This window comes from Saccharothrix stipae (assembly GCF_054781895.1).
Genome location: NZ_BAAGTN010000031.1, coordinates 245,640 through 268,081, shown reverse-complemented (window position 1 = coordinate 268,081; position 22,442 = coordinate 245,640). Strand labels below are relative to the sequence as shown.

Here is a 22,442-nt window from a genome sequence, read left to right as displayed (position 1 = left end):
TCTGCCTGCGATGACTCTCACCGACCGCCTGCCGGCCACCCCCGACCCCGACGTGCTCTACGACACCTTCGCCGAGTGGGCGCGGGAGCGGGGGCTGTCGCTGTACCCGGCGCAGCAGGAGGCGTTGATGGAGATCGTCTCCGGGTCGAACGTCATCCTCAGCACGCCCACCGGCTCGGGCAAGTCGCTGGTCGCCATCGGCGCGCACTTCACCGCCCTGGCGGAGGGCAAGCGGACCTTCTACACCGCGCCCATCAAGGCCCTGGTGTCGGAGAAGTTCTTCGCCCTGATCGACACCTTCGGCGCGGCGAACGTCGGCATGATGACCGGCGACGCCAGCGTCAACGAGACCGCGCCGATCATCTGCTGCACCGCCGAGATCCTGGCCAACATCGCCCTGCGCGACGGGACGCGGGCCGAGGTCGGCCAGGTGGTGATGGACGAGTTCCACTTCTACGCCGAGCCGGACCGCGGCTGGGCGTGGCAGGTGCCGTTGATCGAACTGCCGCAGGCCCAGTTCCTGCTGATGTCCGCGACCCTGGGCGACGTCGCGTTCTTCGAGAAGGACCTGACCCGCCGCACCGGCCGCACCACGTCGGTGGTGCGGTCCGCCGAACGACCGGTGCCGCTGAACTTCCAGTACGTCACCACGCCGCTGCACGAGACGATCGAGGAGCTCCTGCACGGCCGCGAGGCCCCGGTCTACGTCGTGCACTTCACCCAGGCCTCGGCCCTGGAACGCGCGCAGTCGCTGATGAGCGTGAACGTCGCCACCCGCGCGGAGAAGGACGCCATCGCGTCGATGATCGGCCGCTTCCGGTTCACCTCGGGGTTCGGCAAGACGTTGTCCCGCCTGGTCCGGCACGGCATCGGCGTGCACCACGCGGGCATGCTGCCCAAGTACCGGCGGCTGGTGGAGCAGCTGGCGCAGGCGGGCCTGCTCAAGGTCATCTGCGGCACGGACACCCTGGGCGTCGGCATCAACGTGCCGATCCGCACGGTCGTGTTCACCGCCCTGTCGAAGTACGACGGCCAGCGCACCCGCCACCTCAAGGCGCGCGAGTTCCACCAGATCGCGGGACGGGCGGGCCGCGCGGGCTACGACACCGTCGGCACGGTCGTGGTGCAGGCGCCCGACCACGTGGTGGAGAACGAGAAGGCGCTGGCCAAGGCGGGTGACGACCCGAAGAAGCGGCGCAAGGTGGTGCGCAAGAAGGCGCCCGAGGGCTTCGTGTCGTGGAGCGACCAGACCTTCGAACGGCTCAAGACCGCCGAGCCGGAACCGCTGACGTCGAGCTTCCAGGTCAGCCACGCCATGCTGCTCAACGTGATCGGCAGGCCCGGCGACGCGTTCGGCGCGATGCGGCACCTGCTGGAGGACAACCACGAGGACCGGCCCGCGCAGCGCAAGCACATCCTGCGCGCCATCCAGATGTACCGGGGCCTGCTGGCCGCGGGCGTGGTGGAGCGGCAGGGCGGCGAGATCCGGCTCACCGTGGACCTCCAGGTGAACTTCGCGCTCAACCAGCCGCTGTCGCCGTTCGCGCTGGCCGCGATCGAGCTGCTGGACCGCGAGTCGCCGTCGTACCCGCTGGACGTGCTCTCGGTGGTCGAGTCCACTCTGGACGACCCGCGCCAGGTGCTGTCCGCGCAGGAGCACAAGGCGCGCGGCGAGGCCATCGGCGCGATGAAGTCCGAGGGCATCGAGTACGACCAGCGGATGGAGCTGCTGGAGGAGGTGACCTACCCGAAGCCGCTCGCCGAGCTGCTGGAGGCCGCGTTCACCACCTACCGGCGCGGGCACCCGTGGGTCGCCGACCACCACCTGTCGCCGAAGTCCGTGGTGCGGGACATGTTCGAGCGGGCCATGACGTTCACCGAGTACGTCTCGCACTACCAGTTGGCGCGGTCGGAGGGCCTGGTGCTGCGGTACCTGGCCGACGCGTACAAGGCGCTGCGGCAGACCGTGCCGGAGGACGCCAAGACCGAGGAGCTCAGCGACCTGCAGGAGTGGCTGGGCGAGCTGGTCCGCCAGGTCGACTCCAGCCTGCTGGACGAGTGGGAGAAGCTGCGCAACCCCTCCGCCGACGACACCGCGGCGGCGATCAGCGACGCGCCACCGGCGGTCACCGGCAACGTGCGCGCGTTCCGGGTGCTGGTGCGCAACGCGTTGTTCCGGCGGGTGGAGCTGGCGGCCAGGCGCAACTACTACGAGCTCGGTCAGCTCGACGGGGACGCCGGCTGGTCGGCCGAGGACTGGCAGGACGCGCTGGAGCCGTACTTCGAGGAGCACGACGAGATCGGCATGGGGCCGGACGCGCGCGGGCCGGCGCTGCTGGTGATCACCGAGGAGCCGGGGCTGTGGCGGGTCCGGCAGATCCTGGACGACCCGGCCGAGGACCACGACTGGGGCTTCACCGCCGAGGTCGACCTGGCCGAGTCCGACGAGATCGGCACGGCGGCGCTGCGGATCACCGAAGTGGGCAGGCTGTAGCAGGCCTGGGGTCCATCCGGTGGTACTGCGGTCCGGACCTGCGTACGAGCATGTCAAGGTCGGGAGAGAACGGAGGCGGTTGACCCTGTCTCAGGACGAGTTCGGCGTGCTGGGGTCCCTCGTGGTCCGCCGGGACGGCCGCTCGGTCCCGGTCACCGCCGCCAAGCACCGCATCGTCCTGGCGACACTGCTGCTGGACGCGAACCGCTCGGTGCCGGCGAGCGACCTGATCCGCCGGGTGTGGGGCGAGACGCCGCCGGACCGCGCGGCGCAGACCCTGCCGGTGTACGTGATGCGGTTGCGGCGCACGCTCGGCGAGCCGCAGCTCATCCACACCACGCCGACCGGCTACCGGATCGACCTGCCGCCCGGGGCGCTGGACCTGCACCGGTTCGCCACGTCGGCCGAGGAGGGCGCGAAGCTCGCCGCCGCCGAGGACCTCACCGCCGCCGCCCAGGCCTACGAACGCGCGCTGGAGTGCTGGCACGGTCCGCCGCTGGCCGACGTGCCGTCGGAGTCGCTGCACGAGACGGAGGTGCCGAACCTCGCCGAGCAGCGGCTGCGGGTGATCTCCGAGCTGGTCGACGTGAAGCTGCGGCTGGGCCGGTCCGACGAGGTGATCGCGGACCTGCGCCGGCTGACCGCGCAGCACCCGTTGCGGGAGCGGTTCTGGTCGCAGCTGATGGTGGCGCTGTACCGGGTGGACCGGCAGGCCGACGCGCTGGACGCCTACCGGCAGGCGTCGACGGCGTTGGCTCGGGAGCTGGGCGTGGACCCGAGCGACTCGCTGCGCGCGGTGCAGCACGCGATCCTCACCGGCGACCCGGCGCTGCACCAGCCCGCCGCGAGCACGTGGGCGCCGGTGTCGCAGCTACCTGCGCCCGTGGGCAACTTCGTGGGCCGCGGCGCGGAGCTGACCCGGGTGACGGGGCTGCTGACGCGGGCGACGGCGACCGTGGTGGTGTGCGGGCCGCCGGGGGTGGGCAAGACGGCGTTCGCCATCTCGGTGGGGCACGCGGTGCGCGACCGGTACCCCGACGGGCAGCTGTACGTGAACCTGCGCGGGCACGCCTCGTCGCCGCCGCTGCCGACCGCCGCGGTGCTGGCGCGCTTCCTGCGGGCGATGGGGGTGCGGGCCGACCACATCCCGGTGGACACCGAGGAGCTGGTCCGCGGCTACCGGGCCCGGCTGCGCGGCAGGCGGGTGCTGATCACGCTGGACAACGCGGCGTCGGTGGAGCAGGTGCTGCCGCTGCTGCCCGGCGACCCCGGCTGCTCGGTGGTGATCACCAGCCGCAACGAGCTGCGGCTGCGTGCCACGACCGTGCGGCTGGACGTGCTGCGCGGCGACGAGGCGTGGAAGCTGCTGGCGCGGTCGTTGGGGCCGGAGGCGGCGGTGGCGCAGTTCGACGCGCTGGGCGAGCTGGCCCGGCTGTGCGGGTACCTGCCGCTGGCGCTGCGGATCGCGTTGGGCAACCTGGTCGGCGCGCCGCACGTCGACGTCGCGTCGTACGTCGAGGAGTTGCGCGGCGGTGACCGGTTGGCGGCGCTGGCGGTGGACAACGACGACACCGCGGCGGTGCGGCGGGCGTTCGACCTGTCGTACGCGGCGTTGACGCCGCAGGCGGCGCGGCTGTTCCGGTTGGCCGGGCTGCTGCCGGGGCCGGACTTCAGCGTGTTCGGCGCGGCGGCGCTGCTGGACGCGTCGCAGGACGTGGCGCGCGAGCTGCTGGAGGACTTGGCGTCGGCGCACCTCGTGCAGCGGGTCGGGGTGGACCGGTTCGCGCTGCACGACCTGCTGCGCGACTACGCGGCGGACCGCGCCGAGGCGGCCGGTGAGGACCTGGTCGCGGCGCGGGGACGGCTGTTCGACTGGTACCTGCGCACGTCGCTTGAGGTCGGCGACGTGCTGTACCCGGAGCTGGGCGCGTCCGGGCCGCCCCGGATGGCGCCGGACGCGGCCAGGGCGTGGCTGGACGCGGAACGGCCCAGCGTGCTGGCGGCGACCGAGCACTGCGCGGCGCACGGTCCGCTGCCGATGGCGTGGCGGCTGATCGACGCGGTCGGCGGGTACTTCGGCTCCCACGGCCACCACGTGGAGTTCGTGCACGCGATCGACGCCGCGCTGGGCGCCGCGCGGACCGCGGGCGACCACGACGCGGAGACGTTGATGCTGGTGTGGCTCGCGGCCGAGCACCGCAACCTGGGCAACCTGCGGTCGGCGCAGCGGTACCTGCGGTCGGCGCGGCCGGTCGGGCGGACGGTGTGGCTGCACGCCGGGTTGGACGGGGTGGTGCACCTGGAGCTGGGCGAGCTGGCCCCGGCGTTCGCCTCGTTCGAGCGGCTGATGGCGTTGAGCGGGCAGGAGTGGGCCGGGCCGCACGTCCGGATCGGGGCGCTCGCCGGGCTCGGTGCGCTGCGGCTGATGCGCGGCGAGTCGGTGGCGGCGAAGTCGTTGCTGGCCGAGGGGCTGGAGCTGGCGAGGTCGGCCGAAGGGGTGAACCTGGAGGCGGCCTGCGCGGCGTTGCTGGGGCGGTGCCACACGGCGACCGGTGAGTACGAGCGGGCGGTGGAGCTGCTGCGGCACGCGTTGGCGGGGTGGTACCGGACCGGCGCGCGGCACGCGCGGGCCGAGGCGATGGCGCACCTGGCGGCCGCGCTGTGCCTGGGCGGTGAGCACCCGGAGGCGTTGCGGACGGCTCAGCGGTCGTTGGCGCTGGTGCAGGAGCTGGGCGGCAGCCCGCGCATCGAGTCGGAGGTGCACAACGCCCTCGGCCTGGTGCTGTGCCACCTGGGCAAACCGACCCGCGCCGTGGCGGCCCACCTGCGTGCGCTGGAACTGGCCACGTCGTCGGACTACCGCTACGGCATCGCCCGCTCCCACGTCCACCTGATCCGCGCCATGGCCAACGACGGCCGCCGCACGGAAGCCCTGCGCCACGCCCGCGTCGGCCGGGACCTGGCGTTGCGCTGCGGCTTCGGCGAGTTCGAGGCCATGGCCACCACCGCCCTGGCCGACCTGACCTGAGCCCGCGACCTGACCCGAGCGGTGGCGAGGTCAGCAGTCAGCCGTCCTCGCGACGAGGCGTCGCTCGACGTAGGCCAGGTCTAGGGAGCAGTGGTCGGCCAGACGCTCGTGCTTGCGCCGCAGCAGGGGATCGATCTTCTGCCCCTCGCGCGGGGTGACCACGACCATCGGCCTCGTGGACATCTCCACGGCCGCGTTCACGGCCGCCCACAGGAGATCCCGGAAGGTCCCGGGCTTGCCCCAGCACACGTACCTCCGCGCACCCCTGAGGACCGCGTGGCAGTGCATTGGCTTCTCCCGGATCGTGTTCGACACGATGGTCCAATCGTCGCCCAAGGAGCGGCGCACCAGCTCCGCCGGGTCGGTGAGGCGCTTGCTGGTGTACTCGGCGAACGGTCCCACTCCCTCGAGCGCACGGGCGTATTCCTTCAGTGGGCCGTCCTTCAGCCAGACCCTGATGTGCTCGGCGGTGTACCAGTCCGCGAGTTCACCGCCGATGGCCGGATCCTCGATCCACCGGGCGTATTGCCGGGTCTTGTCGCGCGCCGACATCCCCTCCCAGTCGAGCGACTCCACCTGCAGGTACAACTCCCGGACCACCGCCTCGCGAATGGTCTTCGGTATCTCAAGAGCCGCGGTCAACACTCCCCCTCCACGTCGACGCGCATGACGTCAGCGCGCACCAGCGGTTCGGACGGCTCGGGCCACCTGCTCGGCGACGGTCTCCGGGTCCTCGTGCTCCCACGCCCGAATCACCGTCCAGCCGGCATCCCCCAACAACCGGTTGGTCGTCTCGTCGCGCTGCTTGTTGCCTTCGATCTTCCGCCGCCAGAACTCCGCGTTGGTCGATGCCGGTCGGTGATGCTCCGGACAACCGTGCCAGTAACAACCATCGACGAACACCGCGATCTTGGCGCGCGGGAACACCACGTCGGCGGTCCGGCGGACCTCTGCCACGGGACGGGTTGAGACCCTGTACCGCAGGCCACGCGCGTGGAGCAGTGAGCGCAACCGCATCTCTGGAGCCGTGTCCCGCCCCTTGTTGCCGCGCATCGAGGCGCGCACATTGGGCGAGGAAGCCCACGACCCCTCCGCTCGCGTCTCGTCTCGCACGAGCCCTTCTATCCGGGCGTGCTCCCATCCGGCGGCGAGGTTCCTGATCCGCGAGGGCCGGTCCACGGCGCAGAGGTATCTGGCGCGCACCCGCCCGCCGTCGGTCCAAAGCAAGTAGGCGTGCACGGAACCGGAGACACGGCGCCTCAGTTCGACGGTGCCCAGCGCCTCCCTTCCCTCGACGGGGACGACCCTGCGGTGACGGCCTCCAGCGGCCCGGTCCTGCTCTGCGGACGCGGCGGTGCGACTCCGCCCCCTGGGTGCCTTCCACGCCCGTTCGGGCAGGGGGCGGTCATCGACGCGGGCGGCCGCGGCCCGTCCCCCACTGGTCACGATCCGTTCTCCACCTCGTCGAGGCTCTGGGCGACCGCCTTTGCGAACACCTCGCCCAACCGAACCGGCACGGCGTTGCCAAGTTGCCGCATCTTCTCACCCCTCGGGCCGCTGAGCTTCCAGCTGTCCGGGAAGCTCATGACCCGCGCGGTCTCCCGGACGGTCATGTAGCGGTGGCGGTAGACCCGATTCCCGGGCAGCGCGGCCTCGTCGAGGAGGTCGTCGGTAAGCATCACGGACTCGCCGCCGGGTACACCGTGGACACCGGCCTTCACCGTCTTGGCCGGCCGGTCCAGCTCGTTCGGGGTGTGTCCAGGGTAAATTCTCGCGTCCGGCCAGCCGATGTGATCGGTGATCGGCCCTTCGGGGCAGTACTCGCGACGATCCAGCCTGTCCCAGGCGATCGACTGAAGCGGTTCACCACCGTCCACGCCCATGATGGCGTCCCTGAGCGTCCGCCAGGGTAGGAGGCCGTCGTTCGCCAGTGGAACCTGGGTATACCGCTTCATGGCTCGCTCACGCACGTGGTCGGGTACCTCCGGGTGCCTCGCCCAGTACTCACCGCTGTGCATGGAGTGGACCAGCGCGGCTTCCGAATGAGTCGGTCGCACGGCATTCCTGAAGGCGTCCAGATCGACCCCGAGGTCCGCGCGGAACGCGACGATGATGACCCGGTTCCTGATCTGAGGAACGCCGTAGTCAGCCGCGTTCACCTGGGTCATGACGACCTCGTAGCGCATCTGGGGGTCGACGGAATCCTCGTCGGTCTCCTTCAGCACGGCATCGTGCTCCAGCCACGTCGACGCCGGGTCGCGTTCTTTGAAGGGGAGAGACAGCTCACGGAGGATGTAGTCGAAGTACGGCCTGAACGAGGGGCGGAGCAGACCGCGAACGTTCTCACAGATCACGGCCTTGGGCTGGATCTCGCGCACCGCGCGGAACATCTGCGGGAACATGTTGCGCCGGTCCTCGTCACCCTTGGCGACGCCGCCCAGGCTGAAGGGCTGGCACGGTGGTCCGCCGGCGATGATGTCGACCTTCCCGTGCAGGTAGCCCATTTTCAGCTCCTGCACGTCCCCGGGCACGACCAACCAGGGATCCTTCGGGCCGGGGATCCGTTCCTCCTCGCCCCGCAAATCCATGTCGTTGGCCAGCAGGGTGTCACAGGCGTGCTTGGCGAACTCGTTGAGCAGCAGGGGCCGAAACCCAGCGTTGTGCACGGCCATGGCGAGACCGCCACCCCCCGCGAACAACTCGACCGATGTCCGGTCCTGCGCGGGCTTTCTCGGGCGTCGCGGCACGGCGGGCAGCCTAGCGCAGACCATCCCGCCGACCTGCGAAGTGGGGGTGGTACCCCAAGCCACGGGACCTCCGTCCCTCTCCTTGTGGGTCAATGACGGCGGCCCCGTCACACCGGCTCTAGCCCTCGTCCAGGACGGAGTACGGTGGCCGGCCGGAGTCCTGCGTCCTGTAGGCGAGCGGCCTCCTGTCCGACGGCGCGGCGTCCCCCGGAAGTTCCAGTCGAATCGCCATCACGACTTCCCGGGGATCCTGGTCGACCGACCCGGGATCGTAATCCGGTTCCGTGCTGACAACCGGGTACAGGAGCATCACACCGCTGGAAGGGTTCTGGGCCTTGAGCGATTCGACGCCAGCGCGGTCGGCGCTCGTGGAGTTACCGCGCAAACGCCGTGTGCCCGCCGTCGGGTCCAGTGCGCGACCGTGCAGGCTCAACGGACCGATACCCCGGAGGATTCCCCGGCGGCCGCCCTTCTGCTGCGGCATGACGACCTTCCAGTCGCGGATCTGATCCTGGTCCAGGCCGATGAGCCAGGCCAGGTCGGGCTTGAAGGTGTCCTCGTGCGCCCATTGCAGTTTGCTGAGAGCACCGATCATCTCGTGGTGTGTAACCGTGCCCACAAAACCCTGGGTCGTGCCCCTCAGCGAGACCAACCTGCCTTCGTCCACAGCGGCCACCAACAGTGGGACACAGGCATCGATGTTGCTCTCGAGGACGTCCGTCCTGCTGAGTTCCGGGTAACCGGAGCTGGGCTCCTTGGTGAGAGTGCGACGCTCCACCAATACCGCGTTGTACATCTTCGCCGCCGCCGTGGGACGCAAAATCCTGCTCGTCACCAAAGGAGGCACCTGCGCGGGCGTTACCGCCGGGTGGCCGTCGATGATCTTGGCGTACTGGCGCAACTCGGCGCGGAACTCCTCCTCATCGCGACAGATCGACTCGAACGCGTCCCTGAGCCCTCGCGTGACGTACAGGCGGACAAGGTCTCGGTACCCGGCTCGGAATCCGAACCAGCGACCCATCTGCATCAACGCGTCGGCGTCCTTCACGTCACGTCGGTAGTACGACACGGTGAGGCCCTCGACGGTGAAGCCACGCGCCAGCTTGTTGCCTCCGACGAGGATCCGCCAAACGTCATGCTGTCCGAAGTCGAGGTCGTCCTGTTCGATGTCCTTGTCACTGTTGACCACGAGGACAGGGTTGCCCTTGGGGCTGATGCGTCGGATCGCGTCGCCGAGGTGGCGTCGTGCCAACTCCTCGAACGAGTCAGGCGTGGGCAACTCGGGCTCGACCGCGCGCGACACGGGCAGCAGGTCTCGCTCGTACAGCTCCCGCAACCGCGGGTGGCTGCTCGGGCTGTAGTAGGCGGCCTCCGCCCAGGTCCGCTTGATGATCCCGGCGGTGTCCCGGTGCACGGCCGTCCTCATGGCCTCGTGGACGAGCATCGTGTGGTGCTTGTACGAACCGGTGCCCCGGTCCTTCCGGAACAGCTTGACCGCAGCCGCCAGGACGAAGAAGTCCATGGCCTCCTGGAGGTCCGCGTGCTCGTCACTGGCGGCGAGCAGCCGTACGTGGGCCTTCTCCTTCGAGTTGGCGTAGGTCCGTTCCTCCGGAGCGACCGCGAGGTCGAGGTCGTGGAACTCCGCCGCGCCCATGTAGGCGGGCGGACGTTCCAAGGAGATGAGGAAGTCCTTCGGGAAGATGTCCTGCGCGTCGCCCGGATCCACGAAGACGTTGGCGAACGGCGTGGCCGTATAGCCGACGTACTGGCCGCGCGGCAACATCCCCAGCAACTTGGAGATGAGCCGGTTGATGCTGGTGCGCTCGGTCTTGCCGTCGGCCCAGCGCTTCGGGTTGGTCGTGTTGATCGATGCCTGGTCGGACTCGTCGTCGATGATCAGGGTGGGGATGTCCTGCAACTTCGCGGTGATGGCGCCGAGGTCCTTGGCGAGCTTCTCCAGAACACCGCTGTTCTTCTTGACGATCACCAAGCGTGCGTCGGCGCGGAACAGGTTGTCCGGGTGGTTCAGCGACTTGGCGCGGTCGAACCGCTCGAAGTCGAGCGCCTTGATCCCCTGCTTGAGGCTGCGGTAGTCGAACCGGTACGTCGTCATGCGGTGGATGTCGGGCCGCCCGATGTCGGCCGGTTGCGCGCCGTGGCTGACGAACCGGCCGTCCGCCCAGTCCTGATCGGCTTGGTAGTCGACGTCCACGAGGGCTTCGGGGTTGTTGAGGTCGATGCCGCGCAGGATGTTCTCGCGACCGACGAGTTCCATGTCGATCCGGCGCTGAGTCTGCTCCCGCAGGAGGTTGGTGGTACCGGTGAGCACGATCACCAGTCGGTACCCCGCGTCGACCGCCTTGGAGATGACGCCCGTGAAGTTCGCCGTCTTGCCGCTCTGCACGTAACCGACGACCAGGCCCTTTGCTTGGTACGGCGCCTTCCTTGTCGGGTCGCTCAGGCGTTCGACGACATGGGTCGTGGCGATGTCGAGCTTGGTCACGGCCTCGGGTGACCAGCCCCGCCGCTCGGTCAGGTAGTCGGCGTAGTGGGTCCAGTAGAAGTCGCGCTTCTGCCGCACCTGAGTCGAATACCAGGGCTCCCAGTCGTCCGCGATGACCACGGTGCCATCCGGGTCGGCGATCGGGAACAGCTCGTCGAACAGGTTCGCGGTGGCCTCGTCGACCTTCAATCGGCGGGTGATCACCTCGCGACGCGCGCGGGTGTGGGGTCCGGTGTTCTCGGCCCAACGCACGTCCTCGGCACGAGCACCGTCCCAGGCGGCGATCCTGAGGTGCAGAGCCAGTCGTAGTTCGTCATCCGGGCCTGCGTCCGCGAGATAGTCGCGCAGGGCCGCGTCGGACGTGTCGACGAAGGCGTCGAGCTCCTCGGCCGCGCTGCCGGCCTTGTCGTGCAGGTTACCGGGGCCGAGTCGCCTCATGGCGTCGAGCGCGCTGATGTAGGCGTCGGCGAGTGGCTCCGTCATCACTGTCCTTCGAAGGCCAGGGCCGAGCGCAATACGTCGACCGGCTCGTCGTGGGCGACCCCGGTGAGGTCGACTCGGTACTTGATCTCCGGCACGTGGACGAGACCGGCCACGCCCGCGGCGAAGCTTTCGCGTGTCAGCCGCGGGAATCCGCCATCCACCGCATAGACGAGCGACGGCGACCGCCTGGTCCACCTCGTGTCGCAAGTCGGTGCGAGGCGGTCGGTCCACCCGACCATGTCGAGGCCGGCCTCGAACCGGTCACTGGCCGCTCCCGCGCCGACCGCCCGGCGAAGCGCCTCGATCAGTTCGGGCAGACTGGTTCCGGAGCCGAGGCCCGCCTGGGTGACTTGGTGGGAGACCAGCCACAGCGGTCGGTCACCGGTGGGCAGCAACTGCGTCCACGACTCGATCCAGTGGCTCCTCCGCTCACCACTGGTCGTCTTCACCTCGACGTCGAGAGCCGCCAAGCCGAAGTCGTGCTCCTCGAAAGCGCTGCCCCGCCACGCGCGCACGGCGTCGTCCGGTCCCAAGGAACCGATCAGCCCACCGAGCACCAGAAGTTCGCCGAAAAGGCCGATCTCCTTCTCCGGCGAGAAGCGCTCGGTCCGTTGCAGCAGCAGCGAGAGCTGTCGCAACGTGAGGCGCAGCGCGTCAGCGGGACGCATCCCGTCGAGTTGGATCCTGTCGGACATGGCGCACAGCAACGGATAAGCGTCGCGGTACAGCGCCGGATCGGTGACGACCACCTCCAGGCACTGGTGGCCGTCGTTCCAGGTGCGTCGCGCCACCAGGTGCCTCAGGTTCGTCTCGGGCGGTCGGTCCTCCGAGGTGGTGCGCACCCGCAGCCCCAGTTCACGGGCACTCGGGGTGATGAACAGCACCACGTGCGGATCGCCCGAGACACGCAGGACGATGGGGATCCCTTCGTCCAGGTACCTGCGCAGTCCCGCCGGTGAGAGGTGGCGTTCATCGTTCGGAGGGCTCACTGGCGCTCGGCTTTGACCGCCGTGGTGAGGAGTTCCTGCCACAGGTCGATGTTGTCCTTGTCCCTCGCACCGAGCCTGTCACCTTCGAAGACGTTCTCCACCACGAGGTAGAGAAGTGTCTTGATCAGAGGTAGGTCGTTGAGCCCGCCATGCTTGCCACCCAGGAGCACCTTGCGATAGCGCTTGTTCAGCCACAGGGTGTTCGCGGCGCGGTCGATCTCGAAGAACGACTCGTCGGTGAACTGGCGCCATCGGATGTCGATCGGCTCCCCGCCGGCCAACGCCGGGATCTCGTGTTCGATCGTGGCACGCACCCGAGGGGGCAACCCGGAACCGGGCATGATCATCGCCTTGCGGTTCTTGTCCCGCTCGCGCGACTTCCGGTACACCTGCTCGGCGATGTCGAGGTAGCCGGTGAACGACATGCCGTCGTCGGATCGGGCTGCCTCACAGAGGCTCGCGAACTCCGGCCCGACCTGCACTCGCGACTTCTCGGGGTTCATCCGGAAGAAGCCGACAATGTCGTCGTCGATGTCGACCTCGACCCTGGCCAGTTGCAGCCTGGGGTGGGGCGCGTGGACGCCATCCCAGCCACCGGCGTGCAGCAGTCGGTCGTGGCGGTAGAAGTACAGACCTTGTCGCTCGACGTGGCCGCCTGGCAGCTTGAAGGCCGGGCTCGTGGAACGTCCTGGCCAGATATGGCACCGCAACGACACCTCGACGCCGCCACTCGTCGCCCTGACGACCTTGGGGAAATCGACCCGGCCGGGACGGGTGTAGCCGAACGGGTCGAGCGGGGCGACGGGTACCCGAACGCCGCTGTACCCCGTCTCGGCGTCGCGGACCTCGAACTCGATGTTGACGCGCCCCTTCTCCAGGAACCTGTGGAAGATCAGTCCGAGGTGCTCGCCCACCGCGGTGATCGTGTGCTCGATGAAGCGCTCGACGCGGGCCGGTTCGTCACTGACTGGGAAGGCGCTGACATCGTCCCAGCGGATGACGGTGCCGCTGCCGGACATGGGGATGCCCCAGTCACCGTCGACTTCGTCGGCCGCGAACCGCTCGGACACGATGTCGCAGTAGAAGCCGGTCGCCGTCCCGTCCAGCCGCCACCGACGCCCCACGGCGGCGCACCCGACGGCCCGCGACATGACCGAGAACGCCCTTGACTGGCTGAACGAGGCCGCCTTGAGTCCCAGGCCGAAGTGACCGAGGTCATCCGCGCCGTACGACCGGCGGCCGCCTACGGTCATCGCCGAGTTGATCGCGTCCGGAGTGATGCCGCGTCCGTTGTCGACTACGTAGAGGGACCGGAGCCTGCCGGCAGCCCGCACGATCCTGATCAAGACGTGCGAGGCACCGGCGTCGATGGAGTTGTCCACGAGGTCCGCGAGAGCGGTTTCGAGCCTGTGGTTCCTCCCGATGGCCTCCAAGGCGCGGGGATCGGGCGGCAGTTCCACAGTGCCGTCCGTCGGAACGCCCTCAGTCCACCCACTCATGACACTGACCTCATGTTCTCGCCGCTCACGGCGCGAGCGGCCTGCGCGGAGCCGCGTTCACGACGCGGAACTCCGACTTCGACCCGGTACACGCACCACCCTGTCGATGCATATAGTCGCGCCCCATTGGGGTGTTACCAGCACGCCAACGACACGTGACCAGCCAACTCGACGACCAGGACTGTTACCCAGTCGATGAGTTGGGTTCCACCCGAATGGGCTACAAATCCCTGACTTCCCAACACGACCGAGCCGATTCGAGGCTGCACGGAGCGTGACGGGCCATGCCTCGCCAGACACCGCGACCGATCGGCTGCTCACGTCCAGCCTGGCTGGGATGCTGGAACTCGAGCGCATCGGATGGGCCCTGCAGCCGGGCAGTACATTTTGCCGGCGCACACCAATCGAGACCACTCCCCCGGGTCGTTGACCGGTGTGTCGATCAACGGGAGCATCGGGTTTCGATACTTCGGCGGCTCACTCGTGGGGGATGTCATGGAATACGATCCGCACGTCGACCTGGCGCGGATCGCGGACCCGACGCCACGCACTTCCGCCGAATTGGTCTGCGCGCTCACCGAGTTGGCGCGGCTGGCCGACGAGTGGTCCGACGTGGTGCGCGGCCTGTACGAACCGACCCGCCGACTGGTGGGCAGCGCGGCGGCGGCGTCGGTGTCGCTGGCCGCGCGGCGGGCCGAGGAGGCGTTCCTCGAACTGGAGATGACGCTCGGTGACGCGCAGGCCGCGCGGCGGTCATTGCCCTTGGCCACCCCGAAGGGCGAGGATAGGCGTCCGGTGGTCTAATCGCCGACGCTGCCGACCCGCATTGGAACTCCATGACCTCAGGACTTCCCTGCCCTCTCTGCGAGGGCCCGGAGCGCCGTGGGGCGCTTGAGCGCACGCTGCGGGTGCTCGCCGTGGACGACGAGGCCCCCGCGCTCGAAGACCTCGTCTACCTGTTGCGCTCCGACCCGCGCGTCGCCCACGTCGAAGCCGTCACGGACGCGACCAAGGCGCTGCGCACGCTGCACCGCGCCATGGACGCGGGCCAGCCGGTCGACGCGGTGTTCCTCGACATCCGGATGCCCGGCCTGGACGGCCTGGACCTGGCCCGGGTGCTGTCCCGGTTCGCCCAGCCGCCGCGGATCGTCTTCGTCACCGCGCACCAGGAACCCGCGGTCGAGGCATTCGAGCTGAAAGCGCTCGATTACCTGCTCAAGCCGGTCCGGGCGGAGCGGTTGGCCGAGTCGGTGCACCGGATCGTGCACGAAGTGCTCCATTCGAAGACGGCGGAACCGGCCGTCGCCGCGCCCGTCGAGAAAACACCCGATGTGGGCGACGAGGTCATTCCGGTCGAATTGGGCGGTATCACCCGGTTCATCCGGTTGGCCGACATCCGGTACGTCGAGGCGCACGGCGATTACGCCCGGCTGCACACCGCCACCGGAAGCGGATTGGTCCGCGCCGCGCTCAACGGGCTGGAGGAGCGGTGGCGCTCCGCCGGGTTCGTCCGCATCCACCGCAGTCACCTCGTGTCACTCGGGCACATCGACGAGCTGCGGCTGGAGGACGGTCACCTGAGCGTCAACATCGGCGGCGCGGTGCTGCCGGTCAGCCGGCGGCACGCCCGGCACCTCCGGCAGCTGCTGGTGCGCCGCAACCGGCAGCCGTCGTGACCTCGCCGCAGCGACCGCCAACCCAGCGCGTCGTGGTGACGAGCCCGCGCACCCGCGCGCCGCGCGCTCCCCGGCCGTACCCCGCGTCACGTGAGATCGACGAGCAGAGCGAGCTCGGCGCGGTCTACATGCGGTCGCTGATCAGGACCCAGCGGCGGCTCGGGCTGCTGCTGTGCGCGGTGGTGTGCGGGAGCGTGGCCGCGCTGCCGCTGGTGTTCACGTTCGCGCCGCAGGTCGGCGCGCAGCGGCTGCTCGGCCTGCCGCTGCCGTGGCTGCTGCTCGGCTTCCTGGTGTTCCCCGTGTTCGTGCTCGCGGGCTGGTTCTACGTGCGCCAGGCCGAGCGCAGCGAGCGCGAGTTCGCCGAACTGGTGGAACGTTCTTGACTTCCTCCCAGCCCCGGAAGGTGGGAGCCCGACGCGCTTCGCGGCGCGTAGCGCTCATGCGCTGCACCTCGCGGTGCCCGCTTCCTGGTTCACAGCCGATCGCGGAAGGGAGGACCTTGCCGTCTGACATCAGCTCCGCAGGCATCGCCCGAGTCGCCTCGGGCTACGGCTCGACCAGCCGCGAGGATGTTCCTGGCCGCGTTGAGGTCCCGATCGTGCCGGGTGCGGCAGTCCGGGCACGTCCAGTGCCGGACCGAGAGCTTCAGCTCGGCGAGCAGGTGTCCGCACGCCGAGCATGTCTTGCTCGACGGGTACCAACGGTCGATCACCACGACGGCGCGTCCGGCGCGGGCCGCCTTGTACTCGAGCTGTCGGTCCTCGATCGCGATGAGAACCGCCGAGCGCACCAGCTTCGTGCTGGTGCGGTGCAGGAAGTCGTGCCTGGTGTCGCGGACCTTCCGACGGGCACGAGCGACCTTGGCTTTGACCTTGCGCCGGTTGTTCGAGCCGCGTTGGCAGCGGGCGAGTCGGCGTTGGTGGCGGGCCGGGTTCCGGGTCTTGCGCACCAGGCGACGGGGGTTGGCGACCCGGTCGCCGTCACTGGTCACGAGAAAAACCTTCAGCCCGAGGTCCACACCGACCTCGTACCCGGTGGCAGCCCTCGGTTCGGGTTCCTCGGTCTCGATGGCGGAGGTCGCGTACCAGCGGCCATCCGGCTCACGGGACACCACGACCACCGTGGGGCTCAGCGCGGCCACGTCGACTTCGGCGAAGGACCACACGAACTCCAGTGGGGCAGCGGTCTTGGCCGGCCACAGCTTGCCGTCACGCTCCGGAGGCTGCGGTGAGCAGTGGGTACGGCATCGTCGCGGTGCTGGTCGTCGCGGTCGGCACCATGCTGGTGGGCACGTACGGGTTGCGGATCTCGCGCACGACGTCGGACTTCTTCGTCGCCTCGCGCACCGTCTCGCCGTGGTGGAACGCCTCCGCCATCGGCGGCGAGTACCTGTCGGCGGCGTCGTTCGTCGGCATCGCCGGGCTGATCTTCGCGCACGGCCCGGACATGCTGTGGTTCCCGGTCGGCTACACGGCGGGCTACCTGGTGCTGCTCGCGCTGGTCGCCGCGCCCCTGCGCCGCAGCGGCGCGTACACGTTGCCGGACTTCGCCGAGGCGCGGTTCGCCTCGCCCGCGGTGCGCGCGGTGGCCAGCGTGTTCGCGCTGGGCATCGGGTGGCTGTACCTGCTGCCGCAGCTCCAGGGCGCGGGGCTGACGCTGCACACGGTCACGGGCGCGCCGGACTGGGTGGGCGCGCTGGTGGTCGCGGTGGTGGTCACCACGAACGTGATCTCCGGCGGGATGCGCAGCATCACGTTCGTGCAGGCGTTCCAGTACTGGCTCAAGCTGACCGCGATCGCGGTGCCGGTGGTGTTCCTGGTGATGGCCTGGCACGCGCACGGCGCGCGTGACCTGACCGGGCCGCAGTTCCCGGAATTCCCGGAGCAGACCACGGTCACGTTCGACACCGACACGGCGTTCGACGCCACCCGCGCCACGCCCTACACCGGCGCCGGCCGGGTCGACGGGCAGCCGGTCGAGGGCGGCGGCGAGCTGACCGCGGGTCGGCACGAGGTGGCCGCCGGCACGCGGCTCACGTTCCCCGAGGGCGCGGCCGTGCCGCACGTGCGGTCGATCCCCGCGAACACCAACGACGTGTGGGCGCTGCCGATGCGCGGGGGCGAACGGTTCCCCCTGTACGCGGTGTACTCGCTGATCATCGCCACGTTCCTGGGCACCATGGGCCTGCCCCACGTGATCGTGCGCTTCTACACCAACCCGAACGGCCGCGCGGCGCGGCGGACCACGCTGATCGTGCTGGGGCTGCTGGGCGTGTTCTACCTGATGCCGCCGATCTACGGCGCGCTCGGTCGGCTGTACACACCGGAACTGCTGATGACCGGCGCCACGGACGCGGTGGTGCTGGTGCTGCCGAGCCGGATGATCGACGGGCTGGGCGGGCAGCTGCTGGGCGCGCTGGTGGCCGGTGGCGCGTTCGCCGCGTTCCTGTCCACGTCGTCCGGGCTGATGGTGTCGCTGGCGGGCGTGCTGAGCCGGGACGTGCTGCGGTTGCGCGGTGTGCGCGGGTTCCGGGTGTCGACGGTGCTGGCGGTGCTGGTGCCGTTGGGCATGACGTGGCTGGTCGGCAAGGTGCCGGTGGCGGACATGGTGGGCCTGGCGTTCGCGGTGGCCGCGTCCTCGCTGTGCCCGCTGCTGGTGCTGGGCATCTGGAGCACGCGCATCACCACGGTGGGAGCGGTCGCCGGGATGGTCGCGGGCGGGATGCCCGCGCTGGTGGCCGGGTTGGTGACGATCAGCACCGGTGGCCGCGGCGAGTGGTACCACGTGTTCCTGGCCCGGCCCGCCGCGTGGACCGTGCCGTTGGGCTTCATCGTGATGTACGTGGTGTCGCTGCTGACGCCGCGCAAGGTGCCACCGGGGGTGAACCACGTCATGGTGCGCTTGCACGCGCCGGAGAACCTGGGTCTGCGCAGTCAGGACCGGTTGTGACCGCGCTGTGGACGGCGGGCGCGATCCTGCTCGTCGGCCTGGCCGTGGTGATCACGCTGTGGTGGACCTCCCGCACCCGCAACGACTTCCTCACCCACGAGCAGCGCATCACGTTCGAGACCCTGCACACCGCGTGGTCCGCCGCTCCCCCGCTGCGCGCCGGGCTGGTGCCGGAGGCGGCGAAGAAGTCGGCCAAGCACCTGCGCACGCTGCTGGGCACGCCCGCGCTGGCGTTGACCGACGAGACCGAGGTCGTGGCGTGGGAGGGCGAGGGCGAGCACCACGCGGCCGAGGCGATGACCCTGGCCGCCGACGTGTTCGACACCGGCCGCACCCGCGCGTTCGACATCACGTGCGACGCGCCCGACTGCCCCGTGCACACGGCCGTCCTCGCGCCGCTGACCGTGGAGGGGCGGGTGGTCGGCGTGCTGGCGGCGTACAGCCGTGAGGCGTCGGCGGGGCTCGTGCGGGCGACCAACGAGGTGGCGAGGTGGGCGTCGGGCCAGCTGGAGCTGGCCGAGCTGGACCGGTCGCGGACCCGGTTGGTCGAGGCGGAGGTGCGGGCGCTGCGGGCGCAGATCTCGCCGCACTTCATCTACAACTCGTTGTCCGCCATCGCGTCCTACGTGCGCACGGACCCGGAGCGCGCTCGCACGCTGTTGCTGGACTTCGCCGACTTCACCCGCTACTCGTTCCGCCGGGCGGGTGACTTCACCACGTTGTCGGAGGAGCTGAAGTCGATCGACCAGTACCTGGCGCTGGAACGGGCCCGGTTCGGCGAACGGCTCAAGGTGACGTTGCAGATCGCGCCCGAGGTGCTGCCGGTGACCGTGCCGTTCTTGTGCCTGCAACCGCTGGTGGAGAACGCGGTGCGGCACGGGATGGAGGGCAAGGTCGGGCCGGGGCACATCTCGATCCTCGCGGCGGACGCGGGCGCGGAGGCCCACATCACCATCGAGGACGACGGCATCGGCATGGACCCGGAAGCGTTGCGCCGCACGCTGGCCGGTCAGGTGGGCGAGACGGCCGGGATCGGGTTGGGGAACATCGACGAGCGGCTCCGGCGCTGTTACGGCGACGACTACGGTCTGGTCGTGGAAACGGCGCAGGGGCTCGGCACGAAGATCAGTGTGAGGGTGCCGAAGTACCAGGCGGGCGTGCACGCCTAGCCGCGAGGACCGGGGGTGAGCGGATGGCGCGACGGGGCCGCGTGGTGCACCGCACCATCATCTTCATCGACAGCGACTCCTCCCCGCTGCCACCTGGCGTCGTCCCGGCAGGCGACCTGTCCGCGGTGGTGCGGCAGTCGTTCCGCGACGTGGGCATCGCGCATGCCGTCGAGCCGGACGAGGATGACGACGGACTGTTGCGCGTGCTGCTGGGGCCCGGTGTGTCGAAGACCCTGGTGGCTCGGGAGTGGCCGGCCGCGCTGGAGCGGTTGCTCGACAGGTACAACGACGGCCTCCCGGAGTCCGGCCGGGTCCGATTGCTGGTGTCGCTGCACGCGGGCAAGTTGGTGTACGACGTGAACGGCGTGGACGGCTCGGCGCTGGCCACGGCCCTCGGGCTGCTCGACTCGGCCACCATGAAGGCGGCCGCCAAGGCGAGCCCGAACGCGTTGAGCGTCATCGCCTCGAACCCCTTCTTCGAGGAGGTCATCAAGGGCACCGAGGACGCCGGGGCGTACCGGCGGACCTGGATCGGGACCGAAGGGCCCGGCGCCGTCGCCTGGATCCGGACGGGTGAGGTCCGCGCGGCGGGGCGCGATCGCGCGGACTTCGGGGTCCTGTACAACCCCGCGGACGCCGAGTGGGCCGAGTGGATCGCCTTCCAGCTGCGGCAGGCCGGGTACTCCGCCGTGCTGGACGCACGCGCCCTGCGGTCGCCGGAGATCCACCTGGCGCCCGTGGACCACCGCGTCCACCAGGTGTTGGTCGTCGTGTCGAACAACCTGTCCATCGCGGAGATCTTCGTCGCGCGGGAGCTGCCGGGTGAGGTCGTCGCGGTCCAAGTGGCGGTGCGGACCACGACGAAGCTGTTCGGGCACACCTGCGACCTGGTGGGGCTGAGCTCGCGGGCGGCCCGCGACTCGTTGTTCGACGCGCTCGGCATCGCGGTCAGAGCCGGGGAAGCGCCGGGATACCCGGGAAAGCCGGGTCCGACGGCCCTGCCCGTGGTCCGCGACGGGCCTCGCGCGCCGAGGCTGGTCGTGGTGGTCTCCAAGCCGGACCGCGTGTTCGCCAAGGCGTTGGCGGAGTCGCTGGCGGGGCTGCTGTCGGAGGGCGCCCTGTCGGACGTGGCCCTGCGGTTCGTGGACGAGAGCTTCGACTTCGACACCGTGGTCGTGCCGGGGGTCCGGGACGCGGGCCTGGTGCTGCTGATGGTGAGCCGCCACCTGCTGGCCACCGGGTACGGGGCCAGCCGGGAACTCGGCGTGGCCATGCAGCGGCACCGGCGCGAGGCCGCCGTGGTGCTGCCGGTGGTGCTCCGACCGACGTCGTGGGAGGGACAACCGTTCGGCTCCTTGGCGCCGCTGCCCACGGGTGGTCGGCCGGTGGTCGACTGGGACAGCCAGGACGAGGCGCTGCTCAGCGTGGTGGAAGGGGTGCGGTTCGCGGTTCAGCAGTTGCGCGGTGAGCCGCCCGTGCCCGTGGACGCGAGGACCATCGCGGAGCCCCGGAGCCTGGGCGAGGTGTTCACCGTGGCCGGGGTGCCGACGGTGACGTTCGTGGAGCCGGACGACTTCGCCGAGTTCCGGATGTCCCTGCGCCAACCGGGGTTGGGCATCGTGCTCGAAGGGCCGTCCGGCATCGGGAAGACGACGCTGCTGCGCAAGGCCGTCGCGCTGGACGGTGACCGGCTCGGCGAGGTCACGGTGTTGAGCGCGCGCAACCCGGCCGACCTGTCGACCATCGCCGCGTTACCCGCGAAGCACACCGGTCTGGTCGCGGTGGACGACTTCCAGCGATTACCCGAGAACCTCCAGAACGAGCTGGCCGACTACCTGAAGTTGTTGGCGGACAACGGTTCCTCCGACCGTCGGCTGGTGCTCCTCGGCATCCCCGGCACGGCGCGCAACCTGGTCTCCGTCGGCACGGACGTCGCCACGCGGATCAGGGTGTTCCGGCTCGGGGCGGCCGTCGAAGGGCTCGTCGTCAAGATGATCGAGCAGGGCGAGAACGCGCTGAACATCGTGTTCGACCGCAAGGCCGAGATCTCCCGCGCCTCGGCGGGCAGCCTGCTCACCGCGCAGATGCTGTGCTGGCAGGTCGCGGTCACGGCGGGGGTCGAGCAGACCGAGCCGAGCCGCAGGTCGGTGCGCACCGACCTCGCCCACGCCCGCGCCAAGGTCACCGAACGGCTGAAGCTCAAGTACCACGACGTGGTGGTCGACTTCATCACGCGCGACCGGCCGGACGAGGCGGTGTGCGTGGACCTGCTGCTGGAGCTGGCCCGGACCCCGGACGGGATCCTCAAGCTGGACGGGCAGCGCACGGACCTGTTCGAGGGCCTGCGCGCCGACCACCTCTTCCACGACCCGCGCGGGCACCGGCTGGTCGCGGACGACCCGCAGTTCCGGTTCTACCTCGGCCAGCTGCACCGCGACGACCTGCTCGACCTGGCGGGCAAACGCCTGCCGGTGCCGCGTGACCAGGTGTTCGTCTGCTACAGCCACCAGGACGCCCACTGGCTGAGCCGGCTCCAGGTGCACCTCAAGCCGTTGCGGCTGGACGTCTGGTCGGACCACCGGATCGAGCTGGGCGAGAAGTGGCAGCAGGAGATCACCCGGGCCCTGGCCCGCGCCAGGGTCGCGTTGGTGCTGGTCAGCGCCGACTCGCTGGCGTCGGACTACATCAACTCCGAGGAGTTGCCGCGACTGCTGGCCGCCGCCGAGGAGGGCGGCTGCCGGATCATCCCGGTGCTGGTCGGCCCGAGCCTGTTCGACGAGACGCCCGCGCTCAACCGGTTCCAGGGCGTGCCCGCGAAGACCACGCTGAGCGAGTTACCGCCGCACGACGGCGAGCGGGTGTTGGCCGACCTGGCGGCCAAGCTGGCGACACTGCTCGGCTGAGC

15 protein-coding genes are annotated in these 22,442 nt (G+C 70.0%); 8 read left to right on the top strand and 7 right to left on the bottom strand.

Going from position 1 to position 22,442, the window contains the following annotated elements; genetic code table 11:
* Positions 1-10 precede the first annotated feature (10 nt).
* Entirely contained in the window at positions 11-2,494 is a 2,484-nt protein-coding gene (locus ACYVLT_RS39570) for a DEAD/DEAH box helicase (RefSeq protein ID WP_461125287.1), read from the top strand.
* A 79-nt stretch (positions 2,495-2,573) separates the two neighbouring features.
* Positions 2,574-5,522 (top strand): AfsR/SARP family transcriptional regulator, encoded by a 2,949-nt coding sequence (locus tag ACYVLT_RS39565; protein ID WP_461125286.1) that lies wholly within the window; start codon positions 2,574-2,576, stop codon positions 5,520-5,522.
* Positions 5,523-5,552: 30 nt separating this feature from the next.
* Here the strand turns inward: ACYVLT_RS39565 and ACYVLT_RS39560 are convergent, their stop codons facing one another.
* The 6 genes from ACYVLT_RS39560 to ACYVLT_RS39535 all read right to left on the bottom strand — a co-directional run bounded on the left by ACYVLT_RS39560 (position 5,553) and on the right by ACYVLT_RS39535 (position 13,743).
* Positions 5,553-6,167 carry a hypothetical protein gene (locus ACYVLT_RS39560; RefSeq protein WP_461125285.1) on the bottom strand — a complete coding sequence of 205 codons (615 nt, stop codon included), beginning with the start codon at positions 6,165-6,167 and terminating at the stop codon, positions 5,553-5,555.
* 27 nt (positions 6,168-6,194) lie between these two features.
* Entirely contained in the window at positions 6,195-6,575 is a 381-nt protein-coding gene (locus ACYVLT_RS39555) for a very short patch repair endonuclease (RefSeq protein ID WP_461125284.1), read from the bottom strand.
* A 389-nt stretch (positions 6,576-6,964) separates the two neighbouring features.
* Positions 6,965-8,293, bottom strand: coding sequence for a DNA cytosine methyltransferase (locus ACYVLT_RS39550; protein WP_461125414.1), 1,329 nt, complete (start codon positions 8,291-8,293; stop codon positions 6,965-6,967).
* 94 nt (positions 8,294-8,387) lie between these two features.
* A complete protein-coding gene (locus ACYVLT_RS39545) occupies positions 8,388-11,255 on the bottom strand; it encodes a Z1 domain-containing protein (RefSeq protein ID WP_461125283.1) in 2,868 nt (955 codons plus the stop codon).
* Complete coding sequence (locus ACYVLT_RS39540) at positions 11,255-12,097, bottom strand: PD-(D/E)XK motif protein (RefSeq protein ID WP_461125413.1); 843 nt, start codon at positions 12,095-12,097, stop codon at positions 11,255-11,257. The genes ACYVLT_RS39545 and ACYVLT_RS39540 overlap by 1 nt, the downstream gene beginning before the upstream one ends.
* A 143-nt stretch (positions 12,098-12,240) precedes the next feature.
* Entirely contained in the window at positions 12,241-13,743 is a 1,503-nt protein-coding gene (locus ACYVLT_RS39535; protein ID WP_461125282.1) for an ATP-binding protein, read from the bottom strand.
* A 495-nt stretch (positions 13,744-14,238) separates the two neighbouring features.
* On the opposite strand from ACYVLT_RS39535, the gene ACYVLT_RS39530 reads away from it, so the two are divergent.
* Genes ACYVLT_RS39530 through ACYVLT_RS39520 form a run of 3 tightly spaced genes read left to right on the top strand, consistent with a single transcriptional unit; the run spans position 14,239 to position 15,802 of the window.
* On the top strand, positions 14,239-14,547 hold the full coding sequence (locus tag ACYVLT_RS39530; protein WP_461125281.1) for a hypothetical protein: 309 nt from the start codon (positions 14,239-14,241) through the stop codon (positions 14,545-14,547).
* 32 nt (positions 14,548-14,579) lie between these two features.
* Positions 14,580-15,419, top strand: a complete 840-nt coding sequence (locus ACYVLT_RS39525) for a LytR/AlgR family response regulator transcription factor (protein WP_461125280.1) — start codon at positions 14,580-14,582, stop codon at positions 15,417-15,419.
* Positions 15,416-15,802 carry a DUF485 domain-containing protein gene (locus tag ACYVLT_RS39520; protein ID WP_360449541.1) on the top strand — a complete coding sequence of 129 codons (387 nt, stop codon included), beginning with the start codon at positions 15,416-15,418 and terminating at the stop codon, positions 15,800-15,802. The genes ACYVLT_RS39525 and ACYVLT_RS39520 overlap by 4 nt, the downstream gene beginning before the upstream one ends.
* An 89-nt stretch (positions 15,803-15,891) precedes the next feature.
* Here the strand turns inward: ACYVLT_RS39520 and ACYVLT_RS39515 are convergent, their stop codons facing one another.
* Positions 15,892-16,584, bottom strand: a complete 693-nt coding sequence (locus ACYVLT_RS39515) for an RNA-guided endonuclease InsQ/TnpB family protein (protein ID WP_461125279.1) — start codon at positions 16,582-16,584, stop codon at positions 15,892-15,894.
* 62 nt (positions 16,585-16,646) lie between these two features.
* On the opposite strand from ACYVLT_RS39515, the gene ACYVLT_RS39510 reads away from it, so the two are divergent.
* From ACYVLT_RS39510 to ACYVLT_RS39500, 3 genes are read left to right on the top strand one after another with little or no spacing between them, the layout of a single operon-like run.
* Positions 16,647-18,368, top strand: coding sequence for a sodium/solute symporter (locus ACYVLT_RS39510; protein WP_461125278.1), 1,722 nt, complete (start codon positions 16,647-16,649; stop codon positions 18,366-18,368).
* Positions 18,365-19,537 (top strand): histidine kinase, encoded by a 1,173-nt coding sequence (locus ACYVLT_RS39505; RefSeq protein WP_461125277.1) that lies wholly within the window; start codon positions 18,365-18,367, stop codon positions 19,535-19,537. The genes ACYVLT_RS39510 and ACYVLT_RS39505 overlap by 4 nt, the downstream gene beginning before the upstream one ends.
* A gap of 23 nt (positions 19,538-19,560) precedes the next feature.
* Positions 19,561-22,440, top strand: a complete 2,880-nt coding sequence (locus tag ACYVLT_RS39500) for a TIR domain-containing protein (RefSeq protein ID WP_461125276.1) — start codon at positions 19,561-19,563, stop codon at positions 22,438-22,440.
* The last annotated feature ends 2 nt before the right edge of the window (positions 22,441-22,442 follow it).